We start from the raw sequence: 26,162 nt of genomic DNA on the forward strand, positions 1-26,162 counted from the left end.
TCCGTGTCGCGTGTACTGACATCGGGCCAGCGGTTAGTAAACTCCCCTCATGACCGCACCAGCCATGCCCGATGACCGGGACAAGGTAGTTACCAAACTCCCCCAGCAGTTGCGGCGGGAGCTGAAGATCCGCGCCGCGACCGTCAACATCTCGATCCAGGACGCCGTCACCCAGGGCATCCAGGCATGGCGGGAGGCCGACCACCCGCTCGACGTGATCGACACCGCCCGGTCGGACTCGTTCTCCACCTACGTCCCCTCAGCGCTGTACAAGGCCTTCCGCGCCGACTGTTCGGACCGCAGGCTCAACTTCAACCAGGGCCTCGCCCAGGCGATCCGGCTTTGGCTGGACGCGAACCCGCTTCCCCACCGCAGCCGGCCGCAGACCGGAGCCCGACGCGTGGCGTTCGGCAACCAGAAGGGCGGGGTCGGCAAGACTGCCATGTCCGCCGGTGTCGGCCAGGCCCTCGCGGAGATGGGCTACCGGGTGTGCCTGGTCGACTTCGACCCCCAGGGCCACCTCACCAAGCAGTTCGGCCACGACCACCTCCCGATCAAGGGCGACAGCCTTGTCAAGAACATGTGCGGCGAACGGCAGGCGGACCTGCGCGAGCTGCTCATCGGAATCCCGGGGGAGACGTTCGGCGACCGTCTGCACCTCCTGCCGGCCTGCACCGACGGCTTCCTGCTCGACGCCAAGCTCGTCTCCTCCCGTGACATCCGCGTCAAGGAGACCGCCCTTGAAAAGGCTCTCGGCGCCATCGAGCGCGAGTTCGACTTCGTGATCGTCGACTGCCCCCCGAGCCTCGGGTACGCGATGGACAACGCGATCTACTACGTACGGACCCGCGAGGGCGAGCCCGAGGGCAGCTCCGGCATCGTGATTCCGGTTCAGGCCGAAGACTCCTCCGCCGACGCCTACACCCTCCTGCGCGAGCAGATCGACTCCCTCTGCGACGACCTCGACATCAACGTCCATGACCTGGGCTTCGTCGTCAACCTCTACGACGTCCGCAAGGGCTACGTCGTGACCTCCTCGCTCGACTCCTGGAAGAGCCTCGGCCACCCCGAGGTGATCGCTGTCGTGAACGACCTGAAGGACCAGCGCGAGGCCGTGCGGATGAAGACGCCGCTGCTCGTTCACGCGCCCGACAGCGACCAGGCCGACGTCATGCGCGACATCGCGAGGAGGATCGCCAAGTGAAGGCAGCCGACCGACTCGGAACCGGGGGCGCCTTCGGGGCCATCAGCCGCACGCCGCGCAGCGAGCGGGGCCGGGCCAAGGCCCAGGCCGAAGGAGCGATTCCGGACTACGAGATCCAGCGCCTCCCCCTGAACCGGGTCGCGCTGTGCCCCATGAACCCCCGCCGCTACTACGGCACGGAGGAGCAGCGCGAGGCTCTGGGGCAGAGTCTGGCGAAGAAGCAGACCACGGCGTGTGTCGCGGTCACCCGCGCCGCCTACCTTGCGCTGTGGCCCAACCACGTCCGCCTCATCAACGAGGAAGCCGAGTACGTCCTCCTCAACGGCGAGCGCCGTCACCGCTCCGCCGCGCAGGTGGGGCTGGAGGTTCTCGACTTCGTGGTCCGCGACGACCTGGCGACCAGCCCGGCCGACTTCATGGACTACCTCATGGCCGAGAACGAGGACCGTGAGGACTTCAACATCATTGAGCGGGCCATGGGCCTGGAGCAGCTCCTGAAGGCTTGCGATGGCAACGCTGCCGAGGTCGCCCGCCGTCGTGGCCGGGACCGCTCCTGGGTGGGCAACCAGATCCTGCTCCTGACCCTCCCCTCGGCGATTCAGGACCGGCTGGCCAGCGGTGAGATGGCCGAGCGCTACGGCCGGCGCCTGGCCCGCGCCTACAAGGACGACAGGTCGCTGACAACCGACGGTCTCCTCGCCCTCGAAGAGCAGCTCAAGGAGGAAGAGCGCGCCAAGCGCATCGCCCAGCGGGACGCACTCAAGATGTTGTCCGCGGACAACATCCCCGCCCCGGCCGCGCGGCCAGCCGTTGCCGAGCCACCGCAGGCCGTGTTGTCCGCGGACAACACGGCGCACGAGACCGAGCCGGGCAGGGGAGTAGCCCCGGCCGCGGTCGCCGCTTCGGAGCCGGAGATGTTGTCCGCGGACAACACAGGACAGCCCGCAGTCCCGCGGGACGAGGATGCGGGCGCACCCGTGCCGGTTCGGCAGAAGCCAGTCGATCGCGCTGCCGAGACCCAGCAGGCCCCGCTGCCCAGGCAGACGCCTGCCCCGGACCCGACGCCCGCTCCCACGGCACGCCAGCTCGTACAGGCGCTCGGAGCGACCGTCGATGAGCAAGCCGCGACGCTTCGCGCTGGGCTGGACTCCGACGGGTTCCTCGCTCTGGTCGAGGTGCTGAACTCCCACGTCTAGGTCCGTCTGCTCGTCCTCACGCGTGGCACCCGATGTTGTCCGCGGACAACATGTGGCCCCGGCGACCCGGCCGGGGCCACATTGCTTTTCCAGAGATCCCCGTTCCACGACGCCAGCGCTGGGTCCAGCCCTGACCGGCCCCGGACTGCCCGCCCTCGACGCGGCCCCGTCCTCGCCCCGCGGCACCCGTTGACGGGTTGAAGTGTGTGGCAGCCCGCCGACCCGTCCGTGGCCGTGCCGCTGGACGCCGAGGTGTGGGCGTACCTGGCCTTCCCGAGGGACGGTGCCCTCGTTGCGGCGACGGGCGGGCTGCCAATGGGCGTCCAGTACAGACGATCCGCTGCCGCCGCGCCCGCCGTCCGGCTTCCGCGCGATCAGGGCGCTGCTCCTGCGTACCCCAGCCCGCCTCCCGGCCGCCCGCGAGCCGTGGCTGCGGGCGGTGTACGCCAAGGCCCCCGGCCGGCCGGAGCCGCAGGACGACGCCGTCCGCCGTCTTCGTAGACGAGTTGCGCGAGCAGAAGTCCCTGGCCATCCGCTCCCAGCTGATCAACTGCACCGCCTCCGAGGTCGCCGCGACGGTAGAGGGCACGATGCGGCACGGCACCACCATGGACGACGAGGCCAACTACACGATTCGCATGGCCAGTCGGAAACCGGGTTCGGCATCACGCGGATCAACAAGATGAAGCCGTACCGGCCACTGGCCGGCGCCCCGGACGCCTACCCCCGGCTCACCCCGGCGTTGACCCGCCCGATCCGGTGGGCACTCATCGCCCGGACTGACTCCGTTGTTCTGGTCCCACGTTCGCCCGTAGGGGGAAGTGAACCTCGACATCTCGCCTCCACCTCACTTGGGCCAGGGTGCCCGGACCGCGCACCACGACCGAAGCCGAAACCAACCAGAGCACTCGGCACGGGATCACGCCGACGCGTGACCTGGTAACCGTGCGTCACCCGTCTGCACGGCCCGGCATGACAACAGTGCGACCGGCCGCCCAAACTGAACACCGTCCGGTACCGGACAAACCTGCTTTGTTAGGGATCGTTCGACCCCGGCAGGAGCTACCGACGGCTCGGCAGGCAGCAAAGCATGATCACTATCCGTACTAGTAGGCCGATGGTGCCCGACGGTCCCTCCGTCCTCGGCCCGCCGACTCGGCACCCCGTCACACAGCTGCCATCGGCATCGTGGGGCTCACGACGGTCTTCGAGGTTGTTCCGTGTCAGGTCGGTTCTCCGACAGGCGAGGTCGACCCCGAAGTGCGGCCGACTCCGAGGAGCGTTCGGGAGAACCCCTCATCCGCTCCTACCGGCTGCCATCCGCCGGACAACGCAGAGCCCCTTCCATGACCTCTCTCAAGGAGAACACCCCAATCATGCGCAAGTCGTTCGTGAACCTGGCCAAGACGCTCTGCGTCGGTCTCGTCTCCACCACCGGGGCGTTCGTCGCCCCTGCCGCGGCCCACGCACAGACCTTCGTCCCCTGCGACACCACCGATCTGGCCGCCGCAATCACGGCCGCCAACATGGCGACCGGGCCGGTGGTCCTCGATCTCGCACCCGGATGCACCTACAACCTGACCAGCCCGTTGCCGGACATCCTTGCCGACCTGACCATCCACGCACGCCACAGCACGATCACGCGCACCGCCGCACAGCCCTTCCGCATCCTCACGGTCAGGAAGTCCCTCCGCCTCTGTGAGGCCACCATCAGCAACGGCGACGCCGACGGGGACTTCGGCGGAGGCATCGCCAACTTCGGGACGCTCACCGTCACCGACAGCCGGATCCGCGACAACCGCGGCAACTTCTCCGGCGGCATCGGCGCTGTCGCCGGCACCACGACCGCGATCACCGACAGCATGATCACCGGCAATCACGCAGTGCACAACGGCGGCGGCGTGGCCAACGACGGCGACATGACCATCAGCCGCAGCCGAATCATCGACAACTCCGCTGACCAACTGGGGGGTGGCCTCGCCAACGACGGCACGCTGCGCATCGACGACAGCAACCTCAATGAGAACCAGGCCGGGACCGGCGGCGGCGGGCTCGCGACCTTCGGCAATGTGACGGTCACGGTCGACCGCAGCAACATCAACAACAACCAGTCCGCCATTGCCCCGGGCGGCATCTACAACAACGGCAGTTCCGTGACCCTCATCAGAAGCCGGGTCAACGGCAACAGTCCCACCAACTGCCTCGGTAGCCCGACCGCAGTGGCCGGCTGCTCGGGTTGATCCCCGGCCGTACCCGAAGCGCCCCGGTCGACGGCAGCTCGGGACCGGCCCACTCCACTCGGAGCCGGTGGCCGCGGCCGGCAGGGCCTGGCCGCCTGGCGGCCCCCTTCGAGCGCGAAGGCCCCTCGGCACCCACACCACCGCTGAGGGGCTTCGCCGGGCACCTGGCTCAACAACACCCGAGCCCGGCAGGACAGGCCCGGCAAGGAGCTGCGCGGGCAGCCAGGGCCATGGGGGTGGCCAGGCGATTCGCCCCCGGAACTCCGACGGCCCGTGCGCGGAGACGGGCCAACATATGCTGCGGCGCGGACCTGGCCCATTGCCCGATCGCCATACATGATCGGGCACCGGCCGGCACCGCCGACGCAGCGATCAGCACCACGCTCACGAAGTTGGCGCTTCCGCACCGCCGCCGGGGATCGACCAGACCCCCGCAGCCGCTCCACCGGTCCGATCGCTGTGACGCGGTGACGAACACGAGGCTTGCCGAGGCAGGCGGCGGCAGACGCCCTGCGCCACGGCCACTCCCCGCCCTCAGGAAGAGCGTCGAAGTCCTGCTGGAGTGTCAAGCGCACCCCACCAAGTCGGTGAACCGGCTGACCCCGACCGCCTGGAGTGCCCGGCCTACGCCGACAAGCGCCGGACCTCGTGCGCGTGGTCCCCTCGATCCGCGAGGGCCGGCTCTCCTCGGCCGCGCTGCTGCGGAGACCGGGCAACGAGTCCAAGCGCAAACAGATAGATCTACCAGGCATAGCGCGAGCTGCGCGCGTGATCAGGACGATCGTGCTGCTTCGGTATCTGCCGGAGCCGAAGTTGCGCGATTCGATCCAGTCCATGACGAACAAGACTGAAGCATTCCACGAGTTCAGAACCTGGCTGATGCTCGCCTCCGACCCGCTCGCCGACAACGACCCGGAGGACCAGGAACAGGTCATCAAGTTCAATGAGCTGCTGGCGAATTCGGCACCTCGCACCGCGCGATCACCTGGCGGACGGGCATCTGCGACTGGCCGCCTGAGCCGGCCGGGGCGAATCGGCGTCCTTGGGGCCGCGGTTATGCGCTCGGCCGTTCGGGTGAGATGCGGATGTGCGGTCTTGGCATGTGCGGCGGATGGTGCGTTACTGGGATCGATACCTGGTGGGCCGCCCATCCCTTGCCGGGGGGTAGCCTGCCGGATGGATGGGACTTCGCGGGCTCGGCTGCCTCGGGGTGCCCTGGTGAGGTGATTTCAGCTTCCCTGCCCTTGCGTGTCGTCAGGCAAGAGGCCTGGGGTGGTTGACGGTCCCCCCTTCATCGATGGGGACGTCATGGACACGACTCTCGATCCGCTGACCCTGTCGCGGCTGATACAGGCAGCGATGGCGGCAGCGGGACAAGGAACGCACCAGCTCGGGATGCCCACTGCGACCGGCGCGCCCGCCTTGCGGGCCGCAGCCGTGGGGGATCCGACGGTCACGGTGGGACTGGGGCCGATCGGTGTGGCGATCAACCCGGCAGGCACGCAGGCCTACGTCGCCAACAACAGCGACAACACCGTGAGCGTGATCGACACCGCGACACTCGCCGTCACCGGCATCACCGGACTGAACGGGCCGCTCGGCGTGGCCATCACACCAAACGGTGCGAAGGCGCTGGTCACCAACAACGGCAACAACACGCTCGCGTTCATCGACACCGCCACCAGCACGGTCAGCACCTTCAGCGACCCGTCCTTCAACAGTCCCTTCGAGGTGGCGGTCAACCCCGCGGGCACGCGCGCGTACGTCGCCAACCACGGCGGCAGCACCGTCACCGTGATCGACCTCACCACCGCGATGCCGAACGTCATCGCCACTCCGGCCGTGGGCACCCAACCCAACGGCGTGGCGGTCAACCCCAACGGCGCCCAGGTCTACGTCACCAACACGGGCAGCAACAACGTGACGGTGCTCGACCCCAACGGCGTCGTGCTCGGCACCACCACCGCGGGCACGGTGGGGGCCGGGCCGATCGGGGTGGCGTTCAACCCGGCGGGCACGGTGGCGTATGTGGCCAACAACGGCGGCGGTTCGCTGACCGTGCTGGACGCCACGGTCACGCCGCCCACCCAGATCACCACCGTCGGGGGCCTGTCCCTGCCGGCCGGTGTGGCGGTCAGCCCCGACGGCACCCGCGCCTACGTGGTCAACTTCGGCGCGGACACCCTCAGCGTGATCGACACCGCCGGCAACTCGCTCATCACCTCCCTCGCGGTCGGGCACCACCCCTCGCGGGTCGCGCTCACTCCCGACGGCAACTTCGCCTACGTCACCGACAACAACGACGGCAACCCTCCCGGCACCGTCAGCGTCCTGCAGGTCCGCCCGATCGTCACGTCGATCAGCCCGTTGTCCGGCTCCACCCTCGGCGGCACCCCGATCACCATCACCGGCAGCGGCTTCACCGGCGCCACCGCGGTGACCTTGAACGCCACCCCGGTGGTGGGGTTCACGGTCGTGGACGACAGCCACATCACCGGCACCACGCCCCCGCACGCCGCGGGCACCGTGCACGCGACCGTGACCACCTCGCTGGGCAGCGGGACCGGCGGCAGTTTCACCTACGTCGTTCCGCCGCCCACAATCACCAGCATCGTCCCGGTCTCCGGCTCCACCTCCGGCGGCACCCTGGTCACGATCACGGGCACCAACTTCACCGGCGCGACCGCGGTCAGCATCGCGGGAACCCCGGTGACCCAGTTCCAGGTCATCGACGACAGCCACATCTCGGCCGTCACCGCACCGCATGCGCCCGGCATCGGCACGGTCTCCGTCACCACCCCCGGCGGCACCGCCGCAGGGCCTGCGACCTACACCTACGTCACCCCGGCTCCTACCATCACCAACTTCACCCCGACCTCCGGCAGCACGGTGGGCGGCACCCAGGTCACCGTCACCGGCACCGGCTTGACCGGCGCCACCGCGGTCAGCATCGCCGGGGTCCCCGCTACGACCTTCCAGGTGCTCAACGACACCACCATCGTTGCCACCACCGCCCCGCACGCCCCGACCAGCGGCCCGGTCTCGGTCACCACGCCGGGCGGCACCGCCACCAGCGCCGGCAACTACACCTACGCCACCCCGGCCCCGACCGTCACCGGCATCTTCCCCACCAGCGGCCCGTCCGGAAAGAGCACGCAGGTCGCCATCAGCGGCACCGCCCTGACCGGCGCCACCAGCGTCACCGTGAACGGCAACCCCGTGCCGTTCACGGTGGTCTCCGACAACGAGATCACCGCAACCCTGCCGCCGCACGCGGCCGGAACCGTCACGGTCACCGTCACCACCCCCGGCGGCAGCGTCAGCATCCCGTTCACCTACACCCGTGACCGGACCCAGCTGACCGCCAGCCCCGCGCTCGCCCAGCTCTTCCCGCCCCAACCCCACGCGGGGATCCTGACCGCGATGCTGACCGACCTCGACACCGGCCAGCCCATCCCCGGCCAGCCCATCACCTTCACCACCGGCAGCACGCCACTGTGCACCTCCACCACCGACACCAACGGTGTTGCGACGTGCAACGCCCTCCTCGCCCTGCCGCTGATCATCCTCAACGGCGGCTACACCGCCACCTACCCCGGAAGCCCCAACTTCCAGCCCGCTACCGCCCACGGCGGACTGATTACCCCCTGAGCCCACAGGACAGCCCCTGCCCGGACCTTCCGCCCCGTAGGTCCGGGCAGGGGCCCTTCACACGGCCCCTGCCACTGACAGCTCGGCCCGCGTCAAGGCCCTGAGCTCCCGAAGCTGCCATGAAGCGACAAGTAGATCCGTGCAACCTCCGTCACCGTCCAGTAGCCCGGGTATTGCATCTGCCGCGCCGTAGGCGTCGTGGAGGGTTGACCAGCTGGTTTCGTGGGCGTGTCGGACGTCGCTGGGGGCGGGCCGGCGCGGAAGTGAACGTCTCCAGTTTGACCGTTTCCTGGACCGGCCGGCCAGGAATTACATGTTCATGGCGGAAAACTGGCCAACGGAAAGGCCCCTTGAGGCGCCTTTCCGGATGTGGCCGGTACGTCGGGCTTGTCGATCGGTCAACAGGGCGCCAGAAGACCCTTCTAGGGATTTTGATCACGGTGGCGATCGCTCTGGTGGCGAAAACTCTCCTCGAGGCGTGCCCCAGGCGACCGGACGGCCGTCAGGTAGGTGGCCGGCTCCCGCTGAGGGCTGGCATGCCACCCAGAGCTGCCGACTTGACTGACCGGCACGGGGCGGCCTCCATCGGCGCGCGAGACCACAGCTCGGGGGCGTCCCTTTCTCCGGCCGGGGTGTCGGGGGGCGGTAGGCGGAGAGGCCGTGGGCGGGCTGCCAGCCCTGGGGCGGGCGAGGGCTTCGGGTCTGCGGGCCGGGAGGGCCGCGGCCTTGTCCAGGTCCTCGCGCTCGGCAACCAGGCCGGCGACATCCTCGCCCGCGTCCAGTCCAGCCGGGCCAGGGACTACGTCCGCGGTTCAACGCTACGATTCATGTCGTGGGAAGGCAGAAGACCTGCGAGTACCCCGACAGTCTGGTCGAGATGGCCCTCCGGTGCACCATCTGGAATCACATCACCGAGAGCATCGGCCTGGCGATCGCGGCCTGACCCAGGCATCTCACCGCGCCCGGCGCACTCTCAGCCGGACACGCGCACATCAACGTGACAGCGCCCCCGGGGGAGTGCGTTCGGGCTTCACAGACCCTAACCCGCCTGTGTCGCCGTACAGTTTGACCACCACTCGCGCGGCTGTCCGCGTCAGGACCATCTTGAGGATCACCCTTGGCACACAATGCGGACACCCATCTCAGCGTGACGTCCACCATCGCCGCCCTGCGTGCCGAGCTTCCCGAACTCGAGCGGCACCAGCAGAGGCTGGAAGTGGAACTGGCCGCCGTCACCGGTCGGCTGGAAGCAGCACGGGACGCCCTGCGCGCCCTGCAGTCGCTCTCCGCTGCCCCACTGCCCAAGGAGACGGCCAGCCAAGCCCCGCCATCGGCGGCATCGGCGGCATCGGCGGCGGAGCCGGACAGCGAGCAGGCCACCGCGGGCGCAGCGGCAGCATCCGGGCGCAGGTCAGCCGCCGTCCGCGGGAAGCCCGCTTCCCCGGCCGAGCCGCGGACTACGGCACGCCGCAAGGTCTCAGGGAGGACGGCCCCGACGAAGGCACGCGGGAGCGCCGCCACGACGAAGGCCACGACCGCCGCATCCGAGCCGGCCCCGGCGCGCAGGCGCACCCCCGGGCTGACCACCGGTGTCCTGGCGTACCTGGCCGAGGTGAAGGAACCAGTCCGGGCCGCACAGGTCACCCAGGCCCTGGGCCGCGAGACCACCCCCGCCAACGTCAACGCCGTACGCACCAGCCTCGAACGGGCCGTGAAAGCATCCCAGGCACAGCGCACCGGCCGCGGCCTCTACCAGGCACTCCCACACTGACGCCCAGCCACACAGAGCGCCGATCCGGCCGACCGAGGGCAGCAGGTGCGGGCGGGCCGGGTCGTGGTCGCCGGTGTCGAGAACGCTGACGATGCCCGTCTCGTGCTGCCCGTAGAACTGGGCGAGGACCGGGCCGAAGCGCCGGACCGGTCGGTGAGACGGGCCGACTCGGGCAGTCAAGGGCGTCTGCGGCGTCGCTGCGCGATGGGCTCCGCTCACCCTGGACAGCCCGCTCCGTCCCAAAGTGCGGCTGGCTGACGGGCGACTCCGAAGGGCTGCCGTACCGTCCCCCCGGCGACTTCCGGGGCGGGCCCGGCTTCGGTGCGGAACTCGCACAGCATCGGCACTGGTTGTCCTCCGGCCCTGGATGGTACGGCTACGGAACGATCGTGACCGTAGAGCGGGTCGTTGTCCAAGATCCGGTCGGGCCCGCTCGTACTACGACCGCCTGCCGCCTCGGGGCAGCAGATCCTGCTCCAGGTGGTCGAAGGCGAAAGCAATTGCGCTGCAGACGAGTTGAGGGCAAACGGCCGGAACCTGCGGGGATCCACCGGCGCCTTCCGACGTGTGCTCTCCGAGGGAAGTGGACTGGCCTCTGGCCGGAGGCTCTGCCCGTACCGCTGGCGTCCCACATCGTAGGTGGACAGTTCAAGAAGCTCGAGATGCCAGGGTGCGGCACCGACCAGTACGCTCACCTGGCTTTCGAGGAAGGCCTGCGTGACCTGCTGAAGTCGTGACTGATCACGGTGGACGCGGCATAAGAGATGGCCGATCCAGTTGCTGCTGGGCCCGGTGCCGGCCGGAGGAGGCGCCGGCCATCGTGGTTGGTGAGTCCGGCCCCATCACCGGGCGGGTGATCGGGGCCGGCTCGCCGCCGGGTGGGTCACACAACCGCTAGAGCAGCCAGCCGAGGACGGCGAGGAGGCCGCCGAGCAGACCGAGGATCATCAGTGTCGTTCCTTTCGTGATCGAGAGCATGGTCACCGGCCCCGAATAGATTCGATGCCGGGGCGTGGCTACGGTCTGCAGCCCCTAGCACGCCTTCCGTAGCTACCCGCGCCAAACGTGAGATCACCCGAAAGGTGGAAGGTTCACTCTATTGGGCCAACTCGTTGTGACCCGTCTCGTCAAGGTGCTACTCGCCTGCAAAGGTCCATTGCCCAGTACTCCGTAGATCGTGATCACGCCTCGTGAGATGCTGCCCGGCATGATCGCGAAGCTGCAGTGTGTCGTGTTGGACTGTGCCGATGTTGCTGAGCTGTCCCAGTTCTACCAGTCGCTTCTCGGCGGCGTGGTGAACCAGCCGGATCCTCGGTGGTCGCTCGGCGAAGGCTGGGCGACTCTCCACACTGATGCTGGGTTCGTGCTGGCCTTCCAGCGCGTGGAGAACCATCAGCCGCCGCAATGGCTGGACTCCGCCCGCCCCCAGCAATTCCACCTCGACCTCGGGGTCGAGGACCTGGACCAGGCTCAGGAAGGCGTGCTCAAGCGGGGCGCCACGCTGCTCGACGGTGGCGACGGAAAGCGGAGTTGGCGCATATTCGCTGACCCCGCAGGACACCCGTTCTGCCTGGTCCGGGACTGAGCGGAGACATCGAACGGGTGCGGCCACCGTTGAGCCATCGACGACCGGATAGGACAGGTCGGCGGACAGCTGTCCGGCGGGCGGCCAGAGGGCGTGGTTGTGCATCACTCCGTCATCGGGGATGAATCCAGCTGCGTAGTAGGAGTTGAAGGCGGCGTTCGTTGACTCGTGCAAAGCACCCTCCTGTTCGCGTCACGGTGGATCTCGGCTGGCGGTCTCAATCAGTCTGTCTCTGATCGATACAGCCGCATCGAGAATTCAAACTCGAGTCGACGCAGGACGCGGAAGAGTTCGGCCAGCTGGCGTGAGCAATGCGTCAGCGCCACGCGTTCGCCATTCTTTACGAGATAACCATTTTCCAGATCACCCACGGCATTCCTCCGGCCTGGAACGAATAGCCAGTTATCACCGGCGCTACAGATCCTGTCTCGCTCCAGCAGCAATGGAAGAGTCGGCTTGGCTGTTGGACTCATGCCCCGACAACGATGGGCTAATCACCGAGAAATGTACGGCATCCGGGTGTCCTGAAATATGCTCATGCTGCCCGCGCTCAGGGCTTTTACTCAGGTCGCCGAGCTCCTCGTTCAGGCGTGCAGCGGTCCTGCGGCTGGCCTTGGAGGGGAACGGTCGGAGCAAGCGCTACCGTCTCCGCTCGCTCGGCTTCCCCACTTTCCAGGCGTGGTGGCCGCGAAGGGTGCCAGATACTCTGCGATTCTCCCCAACATGGCGCGCCGGCGCACGGAGCCGCAGGTGGCCAGGCATCGGACGGACGCACCCGTTGTGACCCCCGTCGTTCAGTCGGCCGATCAACGGAAGCTCAGGTTGTCTGAGCGGCACGTCAGTTGTGTGTCTCATTTGGGTGACCAATGACAGGACCGTTTGATGCCGCGCCATGGCCGTCGGCATGAGCCGTGGTGGCGACCGACGCAGGTGCGCCCACTTGGTGATCAACTGGCAGCCCCCACGTCGGCCCGTGGACGACTGATGGCGGCGTCCCATCGCGACCGCGGAATCTTCGGCTGACCGTGGGTTTCGACCGTCCCGTCCGAAACCTTCCCCGGCGACGGGAGCGGGACGAGACGAGCCGTCCGCCAGCCGACTCGAACGAACTTTCCCGCAAGCAGTTGCAGCAGGTTCCGAAGATGAGTCGTGTACGAGAAGTATTCACACTCTGTTATGGACCGGGTACTCTTGGTCAAGCCATGGCCCAGCCATGGATCAGCCGCCCGGACTCTGGCAGGTCCGGACGGCTCCAGGGGTAGTCGGCGCGACACCGCTGTTCCAGATCACCCCGCAGGCATCTGGACGCGAAACCGCGTCTGGCAGAAGCGACCGCTCATGATCGCCTCTCATTGTTCGTTCGGCCTTCTTCAACCACCCTGCACCCCTACGGGGAGGTCTTGACATGACCTAGCAGCAACGAGACGGCTCGGTCCGCACCACCGGACCTTCACCGTCTTTGCGCCAAGCACATGCCTCGGCGTCTGAACGTTTTGCTTCCGCCGTCACTGAGCACATGCGCAAGTCGACGACGGAATCCACCGTTGCCTCGGCCCATCTGCACACCTGGGATCCTGCGAGAACCTGTGTCCTGACGGGCTGTTGCCTCCTCACGTCCGTAAGTAGGCAATGCCATTTTGCATCACCGAATCAAAATCTGCCAGCTAGCCCCTGCTCGTGTCCTGGATCGTGGCTCCACTCGTCCAGGAGGCGGGCGCAGAGTCCTCAATGAGCGAAACCTCCAAGGACCTCCCCAAGCGGGCTCTCGAGCACGAGTGATCACCGCGCAAATGGAGCCGACCGCAGGAAAAGTCGCCTCGACGACTTTGGGACGGCCAGCGCATCGCTGCTCGACCAATCCAGATGTCGATGGGCAGCCGGCCGGGCTGGGCAGGGAAGTGAGCGAGCGTCGGGCTTTCGGCGGTGCTCCGTGAGTCCGCGATACTCGGGCGCCGTGCACACGGAACCGGCCGGGGGTCCCGGGGCTGCTCACGGGCAGGCGCGTGCGACCGATCAAGCTCGCCTGCCCGCTACCCGGTTCCCAGCGGCGTGGCTCGGTGACAAGGATTTGACCGGTGACCTGATCCGGGTCGTGACGCTGCTGCAGGACTACGGCTGGAAGTCAGGATTGTGCTTCGCCGCTGACGAGACGATCGGGAGACAGCTGGGGCTGTCCCGGGGTGGTGTGAACCGTCTAATCGCCAAGGCAAAGGCCAAGAATCTGGTTCGCGCGTCTCGAAATCCTGCCACCCGAACCATGAACCGGCGTGTTCGCCCACTGGCCGACGATCAGCTGGCCGTGTGCGTCGGCTCGTATGCCCGGGCGCATCTGGCCGGTACTCGGTTCAAGGTTTATGCGTTGCTCTCCCTGCGGCAGCGGTTCACCGAATCGACTCCCGTCGCGCGAATCGCACGCGAGTGCCAGATAAAGGAGGACACGGCCCGCGAAGCGGTGGCCGAACTCCTGGTCCAGGGCTGGGTGAGCAGAAGACAGGGCGAGAAGAGGGGGTACAGATACGTCGTCCATCCCATGCCCGTCCGCGTACCGAGCGGGCAGAGCGAGTCTCTCCCGAGCGGGCCCGTTCCCGCGCTGCGATCCGCGGACGGGCCCGCAGGCGGCGGTGTCGAGGTCTTCGACTCCGGACCGGATTCCCATCTCGGCGCCTCGCTCGGCGTGCGTCGGGAAGCCCCCGGTTCGGTGACAGCCGGCCCCCCCGGTCCGGTGACACTGGGCCCCCCCGATCCGGTGACAGAAACACGATCCCCCCAACATGACGTGCTGAACATGCCGGTCGTTGTGGGTGGTTGCTCGTCCCGCGAACCGGAAACCGCGCGCCCCCACGCGCGAGGGCGCGTGGCGGGAGCCACGGGGGGCGGAGCAGGCCCGGCAGGGCGCGGCCGATGGCAAGCCGACCAGAAGATGATCCAGTCGATGACCAACGAGCAGAGGCGATGGGGACAGCAAGCCGCGTCATCGGCTCTTGGGCGCCTGCCGAGGCAACTGGTGGACCGGCTGACCGAGCGACAGCTCGACCTCCTCGCTCAGCACATTGTCGCAACATTCGCCGACTACAGCACATCCCCTGAGGTCCATGGCGCCGTGATTCTCAAAGCTCTCGAGTCGGCGTGGGAGTTCGCGCGCCGCAGGGAGCCGGTCGGCGCTGTGCCGTGGTCTTCGGTGGTCTCCCCGCTGCCCTGGCTGATCAGGGTCGTCGACCGGGCAAGCGAGACGGTCACAGGGACCAGACCGGTCCGGATCCCCGAGTGCGCACTCTGCCGCGGGCCCCTGGTCGTCCGCGACGCCGAGGACCCGGAAACCTGCCGATCCTGCGGTCCCGCCGCCGCCGCTGCCGCCTGCCGTCGGCTTCGGGAGCAGTGGGAGCTATCCGATCACCGGTGGGACGCGCCACCCCCAAGAGACCCGCTCACGGCGCGGCCCGCGCCCGTCCACCGACGGAGTACGCCAACAACCGCTGCGAGCGGACTCTCGGACGGGATGGCGACGGAGGGCGACGAGTCGGAAGGAACCGTCCTTCGCCGGCGGCTTGCCGCTCGCCGCCTTGAGCGGGAACAAGCCCGCGTCCGGGCCGGCGAGGATCTGGCGGCGGCCCGTACCGCCTTTGCCGGTCAGCGTCGGCAGGGCACCACCGAAGCCGCCCGCCAGGAGGACACCGGTCGGGGAAGCGCCGACCAGGCGTGCGGGCACGACACCGGGCTCCGTGACGTGCCCCCGGAGGCCGGTGCGGCGTCTGATCCTGCTCCACGGCGGGACGGCCGACCTGATGCGGGGAAGCCCGGCGTGGTCGCCACAGCGCGACCGGGGCCTGGGAGACGCCACCGTGGGACCTCTCGTCATGTCCGCCTTTCCGGTGGTCCAACAGCTGTCCCCCTGGCGCCAAGGGCCGACCGGGCGCGGGGACCTGCGCGGGCGTCCCCGCGCCCGGACCGGAGGCGGGAGACTGCCTGGGGAGTCCGCCGTGATCGTTGCCGATGGCAGGCCCGTCGCGGGCGCCGTCCCGGGTGTGCCACGAGCGGTGGGCCGCCTGCGTTTGTCTGGAAGTGTGCGTTCACCGTCAACGTGATGAAATCCTCCGGTACATCCGGCAGGGGGTCCGGCGGGCGGCGATCCGCTGGCACAGAGCTGCCCGCTCCGGTGCTGTCCGAGCTTGAGGCCGCGGTTTCCGAGGCGATCAAAGACTCGGCTGTTCACGTCAGCGTGAGTATTGCGGAAGCCACTCGTGGTGAGAAGAGTCTGATCCGATCTGGGCTGTGTCAGCTCTTGACTGAGCATTTCGTCCCGGGCGCCGGGAAAGGCCGGTACGTTCGACTGGAGGATCGCGTCGAGGAGGGCCTCAGAAGTCGTCGCGGGCAGGTCGGCCAGGGGGCCGAGAGCCGGCATCGTGATTGATCGACGAACCGCGCAGTGAGAACGCTGCGAGCCATCGGACCACGGTGCCGATCACCGCCTACCGGCAACCATTTACCGAGCCGCGAGGCCGGGGTCAGTGTGTCCTGATCGCTGTCGCGGATCCCGACCGGCTCCCACGGGCGGTATTCCGCGATCATTTGGCAGTCTCCTTCGAATATGCTGTCCAATTTTCCGAGCGAGCAGTCCAGAATACGAAAAGTTCCTGATGGAAGAGGCTTCCGATCCGGCCGCACAGGCGTTTGCACTGCCGGCACGCTCGGCCGTACGGGTGAATCAGCAGGTCAGGGGATTGCGGCTATTTCGGCTCGATGGGTAAATAGGTACATCCGAACAGGGTGGGTCACCCATCCTCTCCCGGGGTAAGCGTCTGCCGCGTCTGCCAGCGCTTCCGGCTTGCGCCTCATCGCTGAAGAGGCGTGTTGCCATCCCCCCGTTTGAGGAATTGGATCCGCAGGCCGGTGCGATTCTTGTCGCACCGGCCCTCAGCGGTTCAGGGGGTCGTCTCCGCAAGAGCCGGCAGAGGCTCTCCGGGCGGGCGCATACGGGCGTGCGTAGGCTGCTGGCCGGGTTCCGCTCTCGGTCGCTCTGCACCCGGCTGCCTGTCAGGCACTCGGCCGGCGCGGGCAAGGCCCCGCTCCGGCGCTCCGGGATCACACTGATAGTCAGCGACCGGACGGCGAAATCGTTCTCGAGGATGCGCATGCCGTCCCCGACGGGTCGCTGCATGACCTTCGATGCCGCCGCGGACGAGGTCGTCCGCGGCGAAGGCTGCGGAGTCGTCATCCTGAGGCGCCAGAGCGAGGCGATTCCCAACGGTGACCGTGGTTCACGCAGTCATCCGGGGCTCGGCGGTGAATCAGGACGGCCGACCCCACGGGCCGGCGACCCTTCCCCGCCGCCCCGCCTGGCTGCTTCTGTACTGCGGAGCGCTGGTACGTGCCGGAGTCGACCCCGGTGCAATCGGGCTGGTCGAAGCCCACGGCGCAAGCAGTCCGCTGGGCGCCCCGTCGAGTCCGCAAGCATCGCGGGCGTCCGCGGACAGGAGCCGGCTCGCCGCCATCTCGCAGTTCGGCTTCTCGGGCGCCAACGCACCTCGTGCTCGAAGAGCCTTCAGCAGGGAAACGGCGCCGGATTCCGCCCAGCCGGCGCGGTTCCTCGGGGCCGACGGTGCTCTTGGTGGCCGCCTGCTCGCCGACGGTGCCGCCGGCTTCGGTGCACAAGCGGAACGGCTGATTTCGGCCAGGTCGGTGCGGAATTCCATGAGCGAGTCGCCGACCGCCCTTGGACACCCGCAAGAAAACTTGCCCGAATAGCTCCACCGAAGACCAGGATCAATGGCCCGGCGTCCGCATTCGCCGTGAAACCCGGGCTTGAGTGAACGAAACAAGCCAAGTTCATTCCGCCAGATCCCGGTGGCGCGAACAACTCTTCTTACCGTCACACTAGGCGCCTGCATTACATAAACACGCCCCCTTTCTTTGGAGCGGATCGCTCCCCGCGGATAATCTATTTCTGATTTACTTCGACCAGTCCGGCGCCCGCTCGGCCGGCTGCTCCAATCCTCCGGTGGGAGAAGATCCCTGGACGGACCGAGGAGCCTTCCGCGGCGAAACGTGGGCCACGAGCCGTGGAGAACGCATGAACCAGCGTCGAGCGAACAGGGAGCCCCCTGTTCGCCGGAGGAAATGGTCCTCATGTACCGGGCACGGCCTGAACCGCGAAGCCGCGAGCGGTCGTACCGGCAGCCGCTTTCGACTCGTCAGCCGAGAAGCGACCCCGCCGTTCACCGAGGAGGAGATTCCACTGACCACCGCAGAGATCGGCCGACGGGAGCTCTCGTCGAGGATGTCCTGAGCCACTGGGGCAGGGGCCGTCCGCTGTCCTTCAGGCTGCCGTCTCTCGGTCGCGCGGTACCGATCTCCCGGCGGCTGGCAGGGCTGTGGCTGGACGCCGAGGACGTTCGGGCCGATCATGCCCGGGACGCGGCCTTGCTCGTGATCTCCGAACTGGTCACCAATGCCCTCGAGCACTCCAACAGTGCACACATCACCGGTTGGTTGGGCCGGACCGCGGACCGGCTCCTGCTGGAGGTCCGTGATCAGGGAAAGACTTCCGCGGTGCCCCGGCTGCGCCGTGCCACGCCGGACGAGGACCACGGCAGAGGCCTGGCGCTCGTTGCGGGTTACTCGCAGGAGTGGGGGATGCGACTGAGCAGGGACGGCAGCTGCTCGGTGTGGGCCGCTGTCCCGCTGTCCAGTCGGAGCACTGCCGCGTGGTGACCATTCAGGGGCGGTCGCCGGCCACGCGCCGCAGTTGCCGATGCCCGCCGATCCTCAACCATCCACTGTGCACATCGTTAGGAGAACCCATGCCCAGCTCAAGCACCGAGAGCCGTGAAGTCCTCAACAGCGTCATCAACTCGGTGACTCAGCTCGACCGCGACGCCCTGCGTCGCCTCGATCCCGAGCGGCTCAGCGCGCAGTTCGACGCGCGTCTGGAGCTCGAGGACTACTTCCACGCGCTCTGGGAGCATTTGAAGGCCTGTGGTGAGCGCCCTGCCATCCGCACGGAATATCAGCCGCTTGCCGCTGTCCTCGATCTGCTCACGGGTTTGAGCGAAAATGTCATGTTCGCAGACTGCGTGAAACAGCGGGATCTGCACCGCTTGCTCCAGCGGTGACAGGCTCGTCCGGAGTCAGGTAAGGGGCTTCGCCCGGAGGGTGCCGCCGTCCGTGGCTGGTCATCCGGCTGAAGCCGCGGCTGTCGGATCCGACGACGGCGTCTGCTTCGACCGACTGGGAGTCGATCACGCCAGCGCTCGGCTCCGGATCCCGGCCCAGCGTCTTGCGGACCCGGCGGCGGAGCCGGTCGTGGAACTCCTCCGGCATCCGACATGTCCGTCGGACAGCGCCGCTCGCGCACTCCGTGGTCGCGGCGTTCCCGAACTGGTGAGCCAGGCAGTCACACGCGAGAGTGGCCGAGCTGGACCCTGTCCCGCCGATGGCGTACAAATACGACAACACGTCCTCCTGGACAGCTTGTTGGCGTAACGCCGACATGGATCCGGCAACAGCCGCAACCGCTCCACCAGCGGCAATCCCACCACGCCGTCCACAGCGGGAGACTTGACCAGGCAGGCGGTCAGACTGACGACACATCGAAGCTCCGGTGGTGCGAGGCGACTCGGGAAGGTCACCCCGTTCTTGGACCGCCGCGACCTGCGGACCCTCAGGGCTGGTCGTACCAGGAGAACGCCGTGATCCGCCAGCCCTCCGGGGTGCGGACGAACTGGATGGTCTTGGTCCCGCCGCCCTCGAACGGCTCGCCGTCCAGGACGCCGGCCTTCCGGTACTCGCCGAAGCGCGACGCGATGTCGCCCGCGATCTCGGTCCGCTCGGAGGTCTCCCACTCCGAGAACTCGACCAACCGGCCGTCGGCGAGGAGGCGTTCGCGCGGCTCGATGAACTCGTCCACGGTGTAGACCGTGTACTTCGGCCCGGTCAGCACGATCACGCCACCCGGAATGACCAGCCGGCGGATCCGGGCCACGTCCGCGGCCTTGCCGCCGCGGTTGTCGAAGGCTCCGAAGAACTCGGCGGTTATCGCGTCAATCTCGATCTTGGACATGGCGCGACAGTAACACCGCTAGGGGCGACGGACATGGCGTCGAGGCAACTTCGACCCAGGGCACCCACGAGATCACGCGACTCTGCAGCAGCCCTGACCAGTGGGTGGTGGTCGACGCCGACAGCTGGCTCGTCGTCGCCGTCGGCCCGCCTCCGCCCGGCAACCGCAATGACGGCCCCACAACGAAGCCCAACCACCAAGGCCCCACACCCGGGCAGGTCAACAACGAGCACCCGTGTGCCGTGAGACCTCACACCTCGGCATACGGGACAACCTCCAGGGCGTCCGTCAACGCGGCCGCCACGGCGTTCTCGCTGTTCAGCGCAGCGGCGGAGTCGCCGATCGCGTTGGACATCGCCGCATGGATGCTGTCGGTCGCCGCGGCGATGATGTCCGCGTGGACCTGGGCCGGCTGGCAGACGCAGGTGAGCCCCGCTCTGGCCAGGATGACGAGGGTCCGGAGGTTGTAGGTGCGAGCGTCGGCGGTGTCGCCGACAGCGTCGGCGACGATGGCGGCCGCGTTGCTGTCGATCGCGGCCGTGAGATCGGCGGCACACGTCGACACCTGGAGCCTGGGGGCTTCCGCGGCCTGCGCCGCGGGGGCGATGGCGAGGGCGGCGCCGGATGCGATGGCGATGGCGACGGCGACGACGCCGCCGGCAAGACGAGAACGGGTCATCCGAAATCCCCTCCGAAAAGAAGCGTTCATGCCGGCGGGACCCCAGCATGAACGGAACGTAATTCACCGCTGACGGCGGGCGGCAGGGCGCGCAGACCGGCAGAGTGGCGCGAAGAATTGACGTTCCGGCGATCGAAGGCGAATTAAGGAGTCTTCATACAACTTGGCGCTACTCCATCAGAGTCCGCCAGGTTGGTGCGGCTTCGCCGGTAGGGCGTTGGTCATGCTACCGATGCATCGCGAGGTGGATCACGGTCTCCGAACGGACGAGCTCGTTGCCCTCGGTCGGTTCCTTCAGGAGCCGATCGAGAACGCCCGTCCACCAGGCTCGACCGGGGCGCTCCGGCGAACCGTCAGTCTCGTGACCGGGCTCTAATCCGTCCTCCTGACAGGCGTCCTGTCGGAGCGCTTGGGCCGCCGCGAGCGCTTCGGCGGACGGCGGTCTGTACATCTTGCTGTGGCAGGCCGGCCTCGGGACCGGGAGCGGGCGTTCGAGGCTGATCCCGTGCCGGTGGCCGATAACCGACAGGCTGGCACCGTCGGGCGCCAGTGAATGCTGAACGATCACCCTTCCACGAGGGGTCGCGATCGCCAGAAGGGGATCACCGAGCCTTCGGCGCACTTCCACGGTGTGACCGTGCAGATGCCGTGGAACCGCGTAGAGGTTGCCCCGGTAGGACACCATGCTGTTGGCCGAGACCGCACGAGCCACGCTGATCTTGGCAGGGTACGGGTCGTGGGGAAGGTCGAGCAGGACCGTCGCAGCGGGTACGGCGTACCCGTCGTGGCCGCCGCTTGCCGCGGCCCGGCGAGCGTCCATGAGCCTGGCCAGCCTGCCGAGGCTCTCCTGCGCTTCCAGCAGGCCGGTGTCCGCACCAATGGTCTGCCACCACAGAACGAGTGCTTGCCCGATGGCCTGGTCGTCGGCCTCTTGCCGCGCCGGACTGAGATCCGCGACAACACCGTAGTGCTTCGCAACCTTGCCCAGCGCCGTGGTCAATTTGCCGCCTCCCGGGCAGGGGATCGGCTGCGTCTGGTCGAAGCGCCAGCGCCAGCCGGTTCCGCCGAACTGGCGCAGGATCCGGTCGACGGCGTCGACCAGGTGGCCGAGATCGATCTGCTCCGCGAGCACTGCGCTCCAGCGCTGGGAGTGGGTCAGGCGTCCCACCAGGATGCAAGCATGAGTGCTGCCCCAGTCCGCAGGGGGGTCGGAGAGGACGAACCAGCGGAAGTGCACTTCCTCCGCGTTGTCCGGCCGGCCGGGGCGGGTGCGGGGTGGACGCTGGCACAGCGGGCATCGGGGACGCAGCTGATGGGTCCGCAGAGCGCGGGTGAAGGTCGAGTAGCCGCCCTTGTAGCCGAGATCGACGAGTTCGGCGAACAGCATCGATGCCTGGAAGTGGGCATCGTCCTGCAGCCGCCGGCGACAGTAAGGGATGAACCGCTCGAACTCGCCCCTGCCGGAGCTGCGGACTCCGACAGTGCGCTTCCCGCTCAGATAGGAGCTCACCGTCTTGCGGTCGCGGCCGAGGAGACGGGCGATTGCGGCGATGGACAACCCCCGGGATCGGAGGGCGCAGATGTTGATGTATTCCTCTCCGGTCAGCATTCCACTCCTAGCAGGCTTCGATATGGCTTACGGCTCCCTCATGGGACCCATGGGAAGCCAGGAAATATACACGAAGCCCAGAAGTGGGAGAAGAAAGGTTTCTGCAAGACATCGCCGATTGCTGTGCAATTTGAGTGAGCGAATCACCCGGCAGTCAATTGGCAAAGACCCCACGCATGCCATGTCAAGTCGTACGCGGAGATCGGCCAAACAGTGGCCGGATCTCGGCCGTTGAGTGCTTGACAATTTTCGCACCGCGCAATGGAGGGTGACTGGCATAGACCTCTGCGGTGCGAGAGCGCTCGCGGTTCTCCCCGGAATTTCAGGCCAGACATGCGTCTGGCCGCCCGTCGCACAACCGTGCTCAGCGTGCCGGGGTTGGCAGGGGCACGGATCCCCGGTTGCCCTGCCGGTACCGCCGCCCGGCGAAACGGTCGCTGGCATATGCCGGTGTACATGCTCGCCCGCGCGCCCCCCGTCTGCTTCCATGCCCGGCGCTGACCAGGCCGGGCGTCAGCAACGGTTGACACTTCGTAGGTTCCGCGCCGCACATCAGAAGCGCACGCGGCCGCCAGGGGGTCAGCCCCCGGACACTCCCGCCGGTGTGGCCAGGAGGAGCGCGCCCTGCGGTCCTGGGGAGAGCTCCGCGTGTTCGGGTACCAGTGCCGCCCGTGCCGGCGGGACCCGAACCACCGGTGTCCATGCCGGTGGCGATCCCGGCCACGTGCGCGGCCGACGGCCTCGGCGAACGCGGCCCGGCGCTCGCGCAGCCGGTCGGGCCGGCGGTGCGGTGGGCTCTCCTGGCAGGGGCGTGAACGATCCGCCCGCCACCGCGACCGGCGACAGTCATCCAGGACCATCTCGCTCTCACGCCCGTTAAGAGGCCCGGCCACACCCGTGGACCGGCCCGTCGGCGCCCGGTTCACCGCCTCGGCCGTCCGTTTCGCCCTCGCCGGGGCCTGGTCCGACCCGCACCGTGCGTGGACTGCGGCTCTTCCTGGGCACGCACGGTGCGCGGTTCCCCTCACCTCGTTCAAGGAGGCAGTCATGCCCATCTCCCCCAACCAGGGATCGTCCGGCGGCGGACAGAGCGTCGTCATCACCGGCAACAACCTCGATGGGGCCACGGCCGTGCACTTCGGCTCCAAGCTGGCCGCCATCGCCGCCAACACGGCCACGTCGGTCACCGTCACCTCACCCTCCGGCAGCGGGGTGGTCCAGGTGAGCGTGACCACGCCGGGCGGCACCAGCAACCCGCTGACCTTCTACTACGTCGGCGCGCCGTTCAAGGCCGCGCTCAGCGACAGCTCCGGGCCGCTGGCGGGCGGCAACGTCATCACCATCACCGGCACCGGGCTGTCGACCGCTACCGCCGTGCACTTCGGGCCCAACACCGCCACGCCGACCATCGTCAGCGACGGTGTGATCACCGTCGCCGTGCCCGCGGGCACGGCGGTCGGATCGGTCGGGGTGAGCGTGACCACCGCGGGCGGAACCAACAACGGCTTCACCTACACCTACGTGGACGCGCCCACCGTGACTGCGTTCACCCCCGGCTCGGGCCCGGCCTCCGGCGGCACCGCGGTCACCATCACCGGCACCTCCCTGAGCAGCACCCAGTCGGTCACCTTCGGCGGCCAGTCCGCCCCCTTCGTCGTCATCAGCGACACCACCATCACCGCCGTCGCGCCGCCCACCCTCGACGGTGCCCCCGGGCCGGCCAACATCACGGTCACCAACGTGGCCGGCAGCGCGACCGCCGCGACCCCGTACCAGTACCTCGCGAGCCCGGGGATCTGAGCCAGAGGTCTGGCACTGACCACCCGAACCGCGTGGCCAACGAGGCCGTCCGCCCGGGCGGGACCGTCATCGGTCTCGCCCGGGCAGACCCCGTCTCGCCGCACCCGGTGCCCGAGTCCTCAGCCGGCCCCGGAAGGGCGACTCGGCCGGTACCGGGCTGCTGAGGACTCTGACACGGCTGTGAGACCGATCGACCCGGCCGGACCGTGAAACGGCGCGCGAACCGCCCAGGGCACAGATCGCCGTCCGCCACGTGGGGCGCGACTCCAAAACTTCACTTCCACGAGAGCCGAGACGGCGTCCACCCGGGTCGGAGCGTCGATCGTGCCCACCCGCCGGGCCCCGGCCGACGCTTCGCGCGGTGCATCCCGGCTGGGATGAGCAATTCCGAACGGCAGAAGGTGGGGAATTTGTCCATCCGTGGCCGCTCCGTCTCTTGGGCGGCGGGCAGGGAAGTCGCGATCTCGCCGAATGGGGAATAAGCATGAAAATTCCGCACGGACAGGTCTGTTTTCGCTGATCAGCGTCGGTTGCGCGCTGTGACACAGGCCATTTTCCGTATTGCGGGAGATGGCCGGACGTTGAGCCAAGCGGGTGAAAGTGGGTCGGAAGGCTTGTCACCGATTTCACGGCTCTGGTTACTTTTCTGTATCCAACCGGCGGGCCGCCCATCCCTCCCCGGGGGAACGTGCAGTCGGCGCCCGCTGTGCTTCTGGCGGCGGTGACGTGCGGCTCGCGATGGGCACCCCCGTGGAGGACTTGGATCCATCTGCCGGCGCCGTCTCAGCGGTTGCCGGCAGATGCGGCGGCTTACATACGCCAGGAGGCGTCATGCAAGCAATCCAAAGGTTCCGAAGCGTGCTGGCCCGTTCGGCGACCGGGTGGTCTGCCGGCTCCTCTCCCTCGTACCGTCGAACGAGGATTTCAGCGGTGTGGTTCTGGGGGCTTCTGCTGGGGTGGTACGTACCCACGGTGTTGGCGGGCAGTCAGTCCGTACGCGGATCGTCGATGACGGAAGGCGTGACCGCAGCCGTTCACGACCACGTTTCTGAGCGGGACTCCGGCAGGATGCGCTCGGCCGAGTCCGTCCGTGGAAAACACAGGCGGCGTCGAGGGCGGATCGGCCGAGGACGGCGTGTCGGCCACACAGACGAGCGTCCCGACGACAGCGACCCGCGCAAACGGCGGTGAGCTCCTTCACGGGGGCAAACAGGCCCTTTCGTGTCGGCCCACGACGTGGGTCAACGGCACTACCGGGCCACCTGTCATGGCGTCAGACCACTTCGTACCCCGACTGCCTCCGAGCCGGACAACGAGATCGCCGGTCGGTCAAGCGTCGTCGTGCCGGTCACCTGGGTCCGACCTCGGGGCCCGCCGGTGAGGGTTCCCCGGAACGAATCCGGCGACCTCTCTACCGACTCTGACCGGAGATGCGCCCGCGTCGCCCGCGGACGTCCCGGACGCCGGCCGACGGTCGCCACCGTACCCGGGACCGCCGACGCCCAGGACGTCCACCACCGGTGGGACCAGGCGAGCGCACTCACCCGCGTCTCGCCGCCCGGACTCTGGTGACCGGCGGCCCGCGCTCGACATGGCGGTCGGGAGTCGGCACAAGCCCCAGCCTGGGCGGGGCTGTCCCGCTGCCCAACGGCTCACCACCCCTGACGAGCCCCGGTCGATGTTCCCTCCGTCGACCGGGGCTCCCCGCCTTGGCGGCCGTCGCATCCCTGGGCAAAGAGCCGACGCTTCAGGCGCCTTGCGCACGCACGGCATTCGTCAACTCAGAGACTGCACAACCAACGGGGGTAAGTCATGGTTGATCCCAACGTTCCGGTGATTGGCTCGGTCAGTCCGGTGTCGGGGGCGGCGGGGTTGGTGGTGACGCTGACGGGCAGCGGGTTCTCGGGGGTGACGGCGGTGCGGTTCGGTGGCGTTGCCGCCTCGTCGTTCACGGTGGTGTCGGACAAGCAGATCACCGCGACGGTGCCGGCGGGTTCGGGCACGGTGCAGGTGACGGTGACGACGCCTGGGGGAACCAGTAACGGTGTCGCCTTCACGTACGCGGTTGCTGCTCCGGTGATTGGTTCGGTCAGTCCGGTGTCGGGGGCGGCGGGGTTGGTGGTGACGCTGACGGGCAGCGGGTTCTCGGGGGTGACGGCGGTGCGGTTCGGTGGCGTTGCCGCCTCGTCGTTCACGGTGGTGTCGGACAAGCAGATCACCGCGACGGTGCCGGCGGGTTCGGGCACGGTGCAGGTGACGGTGAGCACGCCCGGGGGAACCAGTAACGGTGTCGCCTTCACGTACGCGGTTGCTGCTCCGGTGATTGGTTCGGTCAGTCCGGTGTCGGGGGCGGCGGGGTTGGTGGTGACGC

Annotated in this window: 17 protein-coding genes and 1 pseudogene; 14 read left to right on the forward strand and 4 right to left on the reverse strand. The window is 68.2% G+C overall.

Annotated features, from left to right (window positions below):
• The first annotated feature begins 49 nt into the window (after positions 1-49).
• The 8 genes from ACWC9T_RS17280 to ACWC9T_RS17315 all read left to right on the forward strand — a co-directional run bounded on the left by ACWC9T_RS17280 (position 50) and on the right by ACWC9T_RS17315 (position 11,647).
• Positions 50-1,204: a ParA family protein gene (locus ACWC9T_RS17280; protein WP_449821886.1), complete on the forward strand. Its 1,155-nt coding sequence runs from the start codon at positions 50-52 to the stop codon at positions 1,202-1,204.
• Entirely contained in the window at positions 1,201-2,400 is a 1,200-nt protein-coding gene (locus ACWC9T_RS17285; RefSeq protein ID WP_449821887.1) for a ParB/RepB/Spo0J family partition protein, read from the forward strand. The genes ACWC9T_RS17280 and ACWC9T_RS17285 overlap by 4 nt, the downstream gene beginning before the upstream one ends.
• 506 nt (positions 2,401-2,906) lie before the next feature.
• Complete coding sequence (locus tag ACWC9T_RS17290; RefSeq protein WP_449821888.1) at positions 2,907-3,086, forward strand: hypothetical protein; 180 nt, start codon at positions 2,907-2,909, stop codon at positions 3,084-3,086.
• 705 nt (positions 3,087-3,791) lie between these two features.
• Positions 3,792-4,640 (forward strand): hypothetical protein, encoded by an 849-nt coding sequence (locus tag ACWC9T_RS17295; protein WP_449821889.1) that lies wholly within the window; start codon positions 3,792-3,794, stop codon positions 4,638-4,640.
• 615 nt (positions 4,641-5,255) lie between these two features.
• Positions 5,256-5,867 carry a Tn3 family transposase gene (locus ACWC9T_RS17300; protein WP_449821890.1) on the forward strand — a complete coding sequence of 204 codons (612 nt, stop codon included), beginning with the start codon at positions 5,256-5,258 and terminating at the stop codon, positions 5,865-5,867.
• 168 nt (positions 5,868-6,035) lie between these two features.
• Positions 6,036-8,291 carry an IPT/TIG domain-containing protein gene (locus tag ACWC9T_RS17305; protein ID WP_449821891.1) on the forward strand — a complete coding sequence of 752 codons (2,256 nt, stop codon included), beginning with the start codon at positions 6,036-6,038 and terminating at the stop codon, positions 8,289-8,291.
• A 1,117-nt stretch (positions 8,292-9,408) separates the two neighbouring features.
• Positions 9,409-10,062 carry a hypothetical protein gene (locus tag ACWC9T_RS17310; protein WP_449821892.1) on the forward strand — a complete coding sequence of 218 codons (654 nt, stop codon included), beginning with the start codon at positions 9,409-9,411 and terminating at the stop codon, positions 10,060-10,062.
• Between the two features lie 1,207 nt (positions 10,063-11,269).
• The gene (locus tag ACWC9T_RS17315; protein ID WP_449821893.1) at positions 11,270-11,647 is read left to right on the forward strand and encodes a VOC family protein; all 378 of its coding nucleotides are present in this window, start codon (positions 11,270-11,272) and stop codon (positions 11,645-11,647) included.
• A 221-nt stretch (positions 11,648-11,868) separates the two neighbouring features.
• On the opposite strand, the gene ACWC9T_RS17320 is transcribed toward ACWC9T_RS17315, so the two are convergent.
• Positions 11,869-12,018 (reverse strand): hypothetical protein, encoded by a 150-nt coding sequence (locus ACWC9T_RS17320; protein ID WP_449821894.1) that lies wholly within the window; start codon positions 12,016-12,018, stop codon positions 11,869-11,871.
• Positions 12,019-16,623: 4,605 nt separating this feature from the next.
• Here ACWC9T_RS17320 and ACWC9T_RS17325 point away from each other — a divergent pair.
• The 4 genes and pseudogenes from ACWC9T_RS17325 to ACWC9T_RS17340 all read left to right on the forward strand — a co-directional run.
• Positions 16,624-16,869, forward strand: a pseudogene (locus ACWC9T_RS17325) (beta-ketoacyl synthase N-terminal-like domain-containing protein); the annotation flags it as partial.
• Positions 16,870-16,897: 28 nt separating this feature from the next.
• Positions 16,898-17,389 (forward strand): hypothetical protein, encoded by a 492-nt coding sequence (locus tag ACWC9T_RS17330; protein ID WP_449821928.1) that lies wholly within the window; start codon positions 16,898-16,900, stop codon positions 17,387-17,389.
• A 381-nt stretch (positions 17,390-17,770) separates the two neighbouring features.
• A complete protein-coding gene (locus tag ACWC9T_RS17335; protein ID WP_449821929.1) occupies positions 17,771-18,355 on the forward strand; it encodes an ATP-binding protein in 585 nt (194 codons plus the stop codon).
• Positions 18,356-18,444: 89 nt separating this feature from the next.
• Positions 18,445-18,756, forward strand: coding sequence for a hypothetical protein (locus ACWC9T_RS17340; RefSeq protein ID WP_449821895.1), 312 nt, complete (start codon positions 18,445-18,447; stop codon positions 18,754-18,756).
• Positions 18,757-19,304: 548 nt separating this feature from the next.
• Here ACWC9T_RS17340 and ACWC9T_RS17345 read toward each other — a convergent pair.
• The 3 genes from ACWC9T_RS17345 to ACWC9T_RS17355 form a co-directional block, all read right to left on the reverse strand.
• The gene (locus tag ACWC9T_RS17345) at positions 19,305-19,703 is read right to left on the reverse strand and encodes a nuclear transport factor 2 family protein (protein ID WP_449821896.1); all 399 of its coding nucleotides are present in this window, start codon (positions 19,701-19,703) and stop codon (positions 19,305-19,307) included.
• 250 nt (positions 19,704-19,953) lie between these two features.
• Positions 19,954-20,382: a hypothetical protein gene (locus ACWC9T_RS17350; RefSeq protein ID WP_449821897.1), complete on the reverse strand. Its 429-nt coding sequence runs from the start codon at positions 20,380-20,382 to the stop codon at positions 19,954-19,956.
• 226 nt (positions 20,383-20,608) lie between these two features.
• Positions 20,609-21,991: a Mu transposase domain-containing protein gene (locus ACWC9T_RS17355; RefSeq protein WP_449821898.1), complete on the reverse strand. Its 1,383-nt coding sequence runs from the start codon at positions 21,989-21,991 to the stop codon at positions 20,609-20,611.
• A gap of 1,047 nt (positions 21,992-23,038) precedes the next feature.
• On the opposite strand from ACWC9T_RS17355, the gene ACWC9T_RS17360 reads away from it, so the two are divergent.
• Both ACWC9T_RS17360 and ACWC9T_RS17365 read left to right on the forward strand, forming a co-directional pair.
• Positions 23,039-23,791 (forward strand): IPT/TIG domain-containing protein, encoded by a 753-nt coding sequence (locus tag ACWC9T_RS17360; protein ID WP_449821899.1) that lies wholly within the window; start codon positions 23,039-23,041, stop codon positions 23,789-23,791.
• Positions 23,792-25,603: 1,812 nt separating this feature from the next.
• On the forward strand, positions 25,604-26,162 hold a 559-nt coding region (locus ACWC9T_RS17365; RefSeq protein ID WP_449821900.1), incomplete at its 3' end, for an IPT/TIG domain-containing protein.

The organism is Kitasatospora sp. NPDC001159 (genome assembly GCF_053598235.1).

What these genes read in the sequence shown, in the direction of transcription:
- ACWC9T_RS17280 (WP_449821886.1), top strand. Translation starts at nt 50, where the DNA reads ATGACCGCACCAGCCATGCCCGATGACCGGGACAAGGTAGTTACCAAA.
- ACWC9T_RS17305 (WP_449821891.1), top strand. Translation starts at nt 6,036, where the DNA reads ATGCCCACTGCGACCGGCGCGCCCGCCTTGCGGGCCGCAGCCGTGGGG.
- ACWC9T_RS17315 (WP_449821893.1), top strand. Translation starts at nt 11,270, where the DNA reads ATGATCGCGAAGCTGCAGTGTGTCGTGTTGGACTGTGCCGATGTTGCT.
- ACWC9T_RS17335 (WP_449821929.1), top strand. Translation starts at nt 17,771, where the DNA reads ATGTACCGGGCACGGCCTGAACCGCGAAGCCGCGAGCGGTCGTACCGG.
- ACWC9T_RS17340 (WP_449821895.1), top strand. Translation starts at nt 18,445, where the DNA reads ATGCCCAGCTCAAGCACCGAGAGCCGTGAAGTCCTCAACAGCGTCATC.
- ACWC9T_RS17345 (WP_449821896.1), bottom strand. Translation starts at nt 19,703, where the DNA reads ATGTCCAAGATCGAGATTGACGCGATAACCGCCGAGTTCTTCGGAGCC.
- ACWC9T_RS17350 (WP_449821897.1), bottom strand. Translation starts at nt 20,382, where the DNA reads ATGACCCGTTCTCGTCTTGCCGGCGGCGTCGTCGCCGTCGCCATCGCC.
- ACWC9T_RS17355 (WP_449821898.1), bottom strand. Translation starts at nt 21,991, where the DNA reads ATGCTGACCGGAGAGGAATACATCAACATCTGCGCCCTCCGATCCCGG.
- ACWC9T_RS17360 (WP_449821899.1), top strand. Translation starts at nt 23,039, where the DNA reads ATGCCCATCTCCCCCAACCAGGGATCGTCCGGCGGCGGACAGAGCGTC.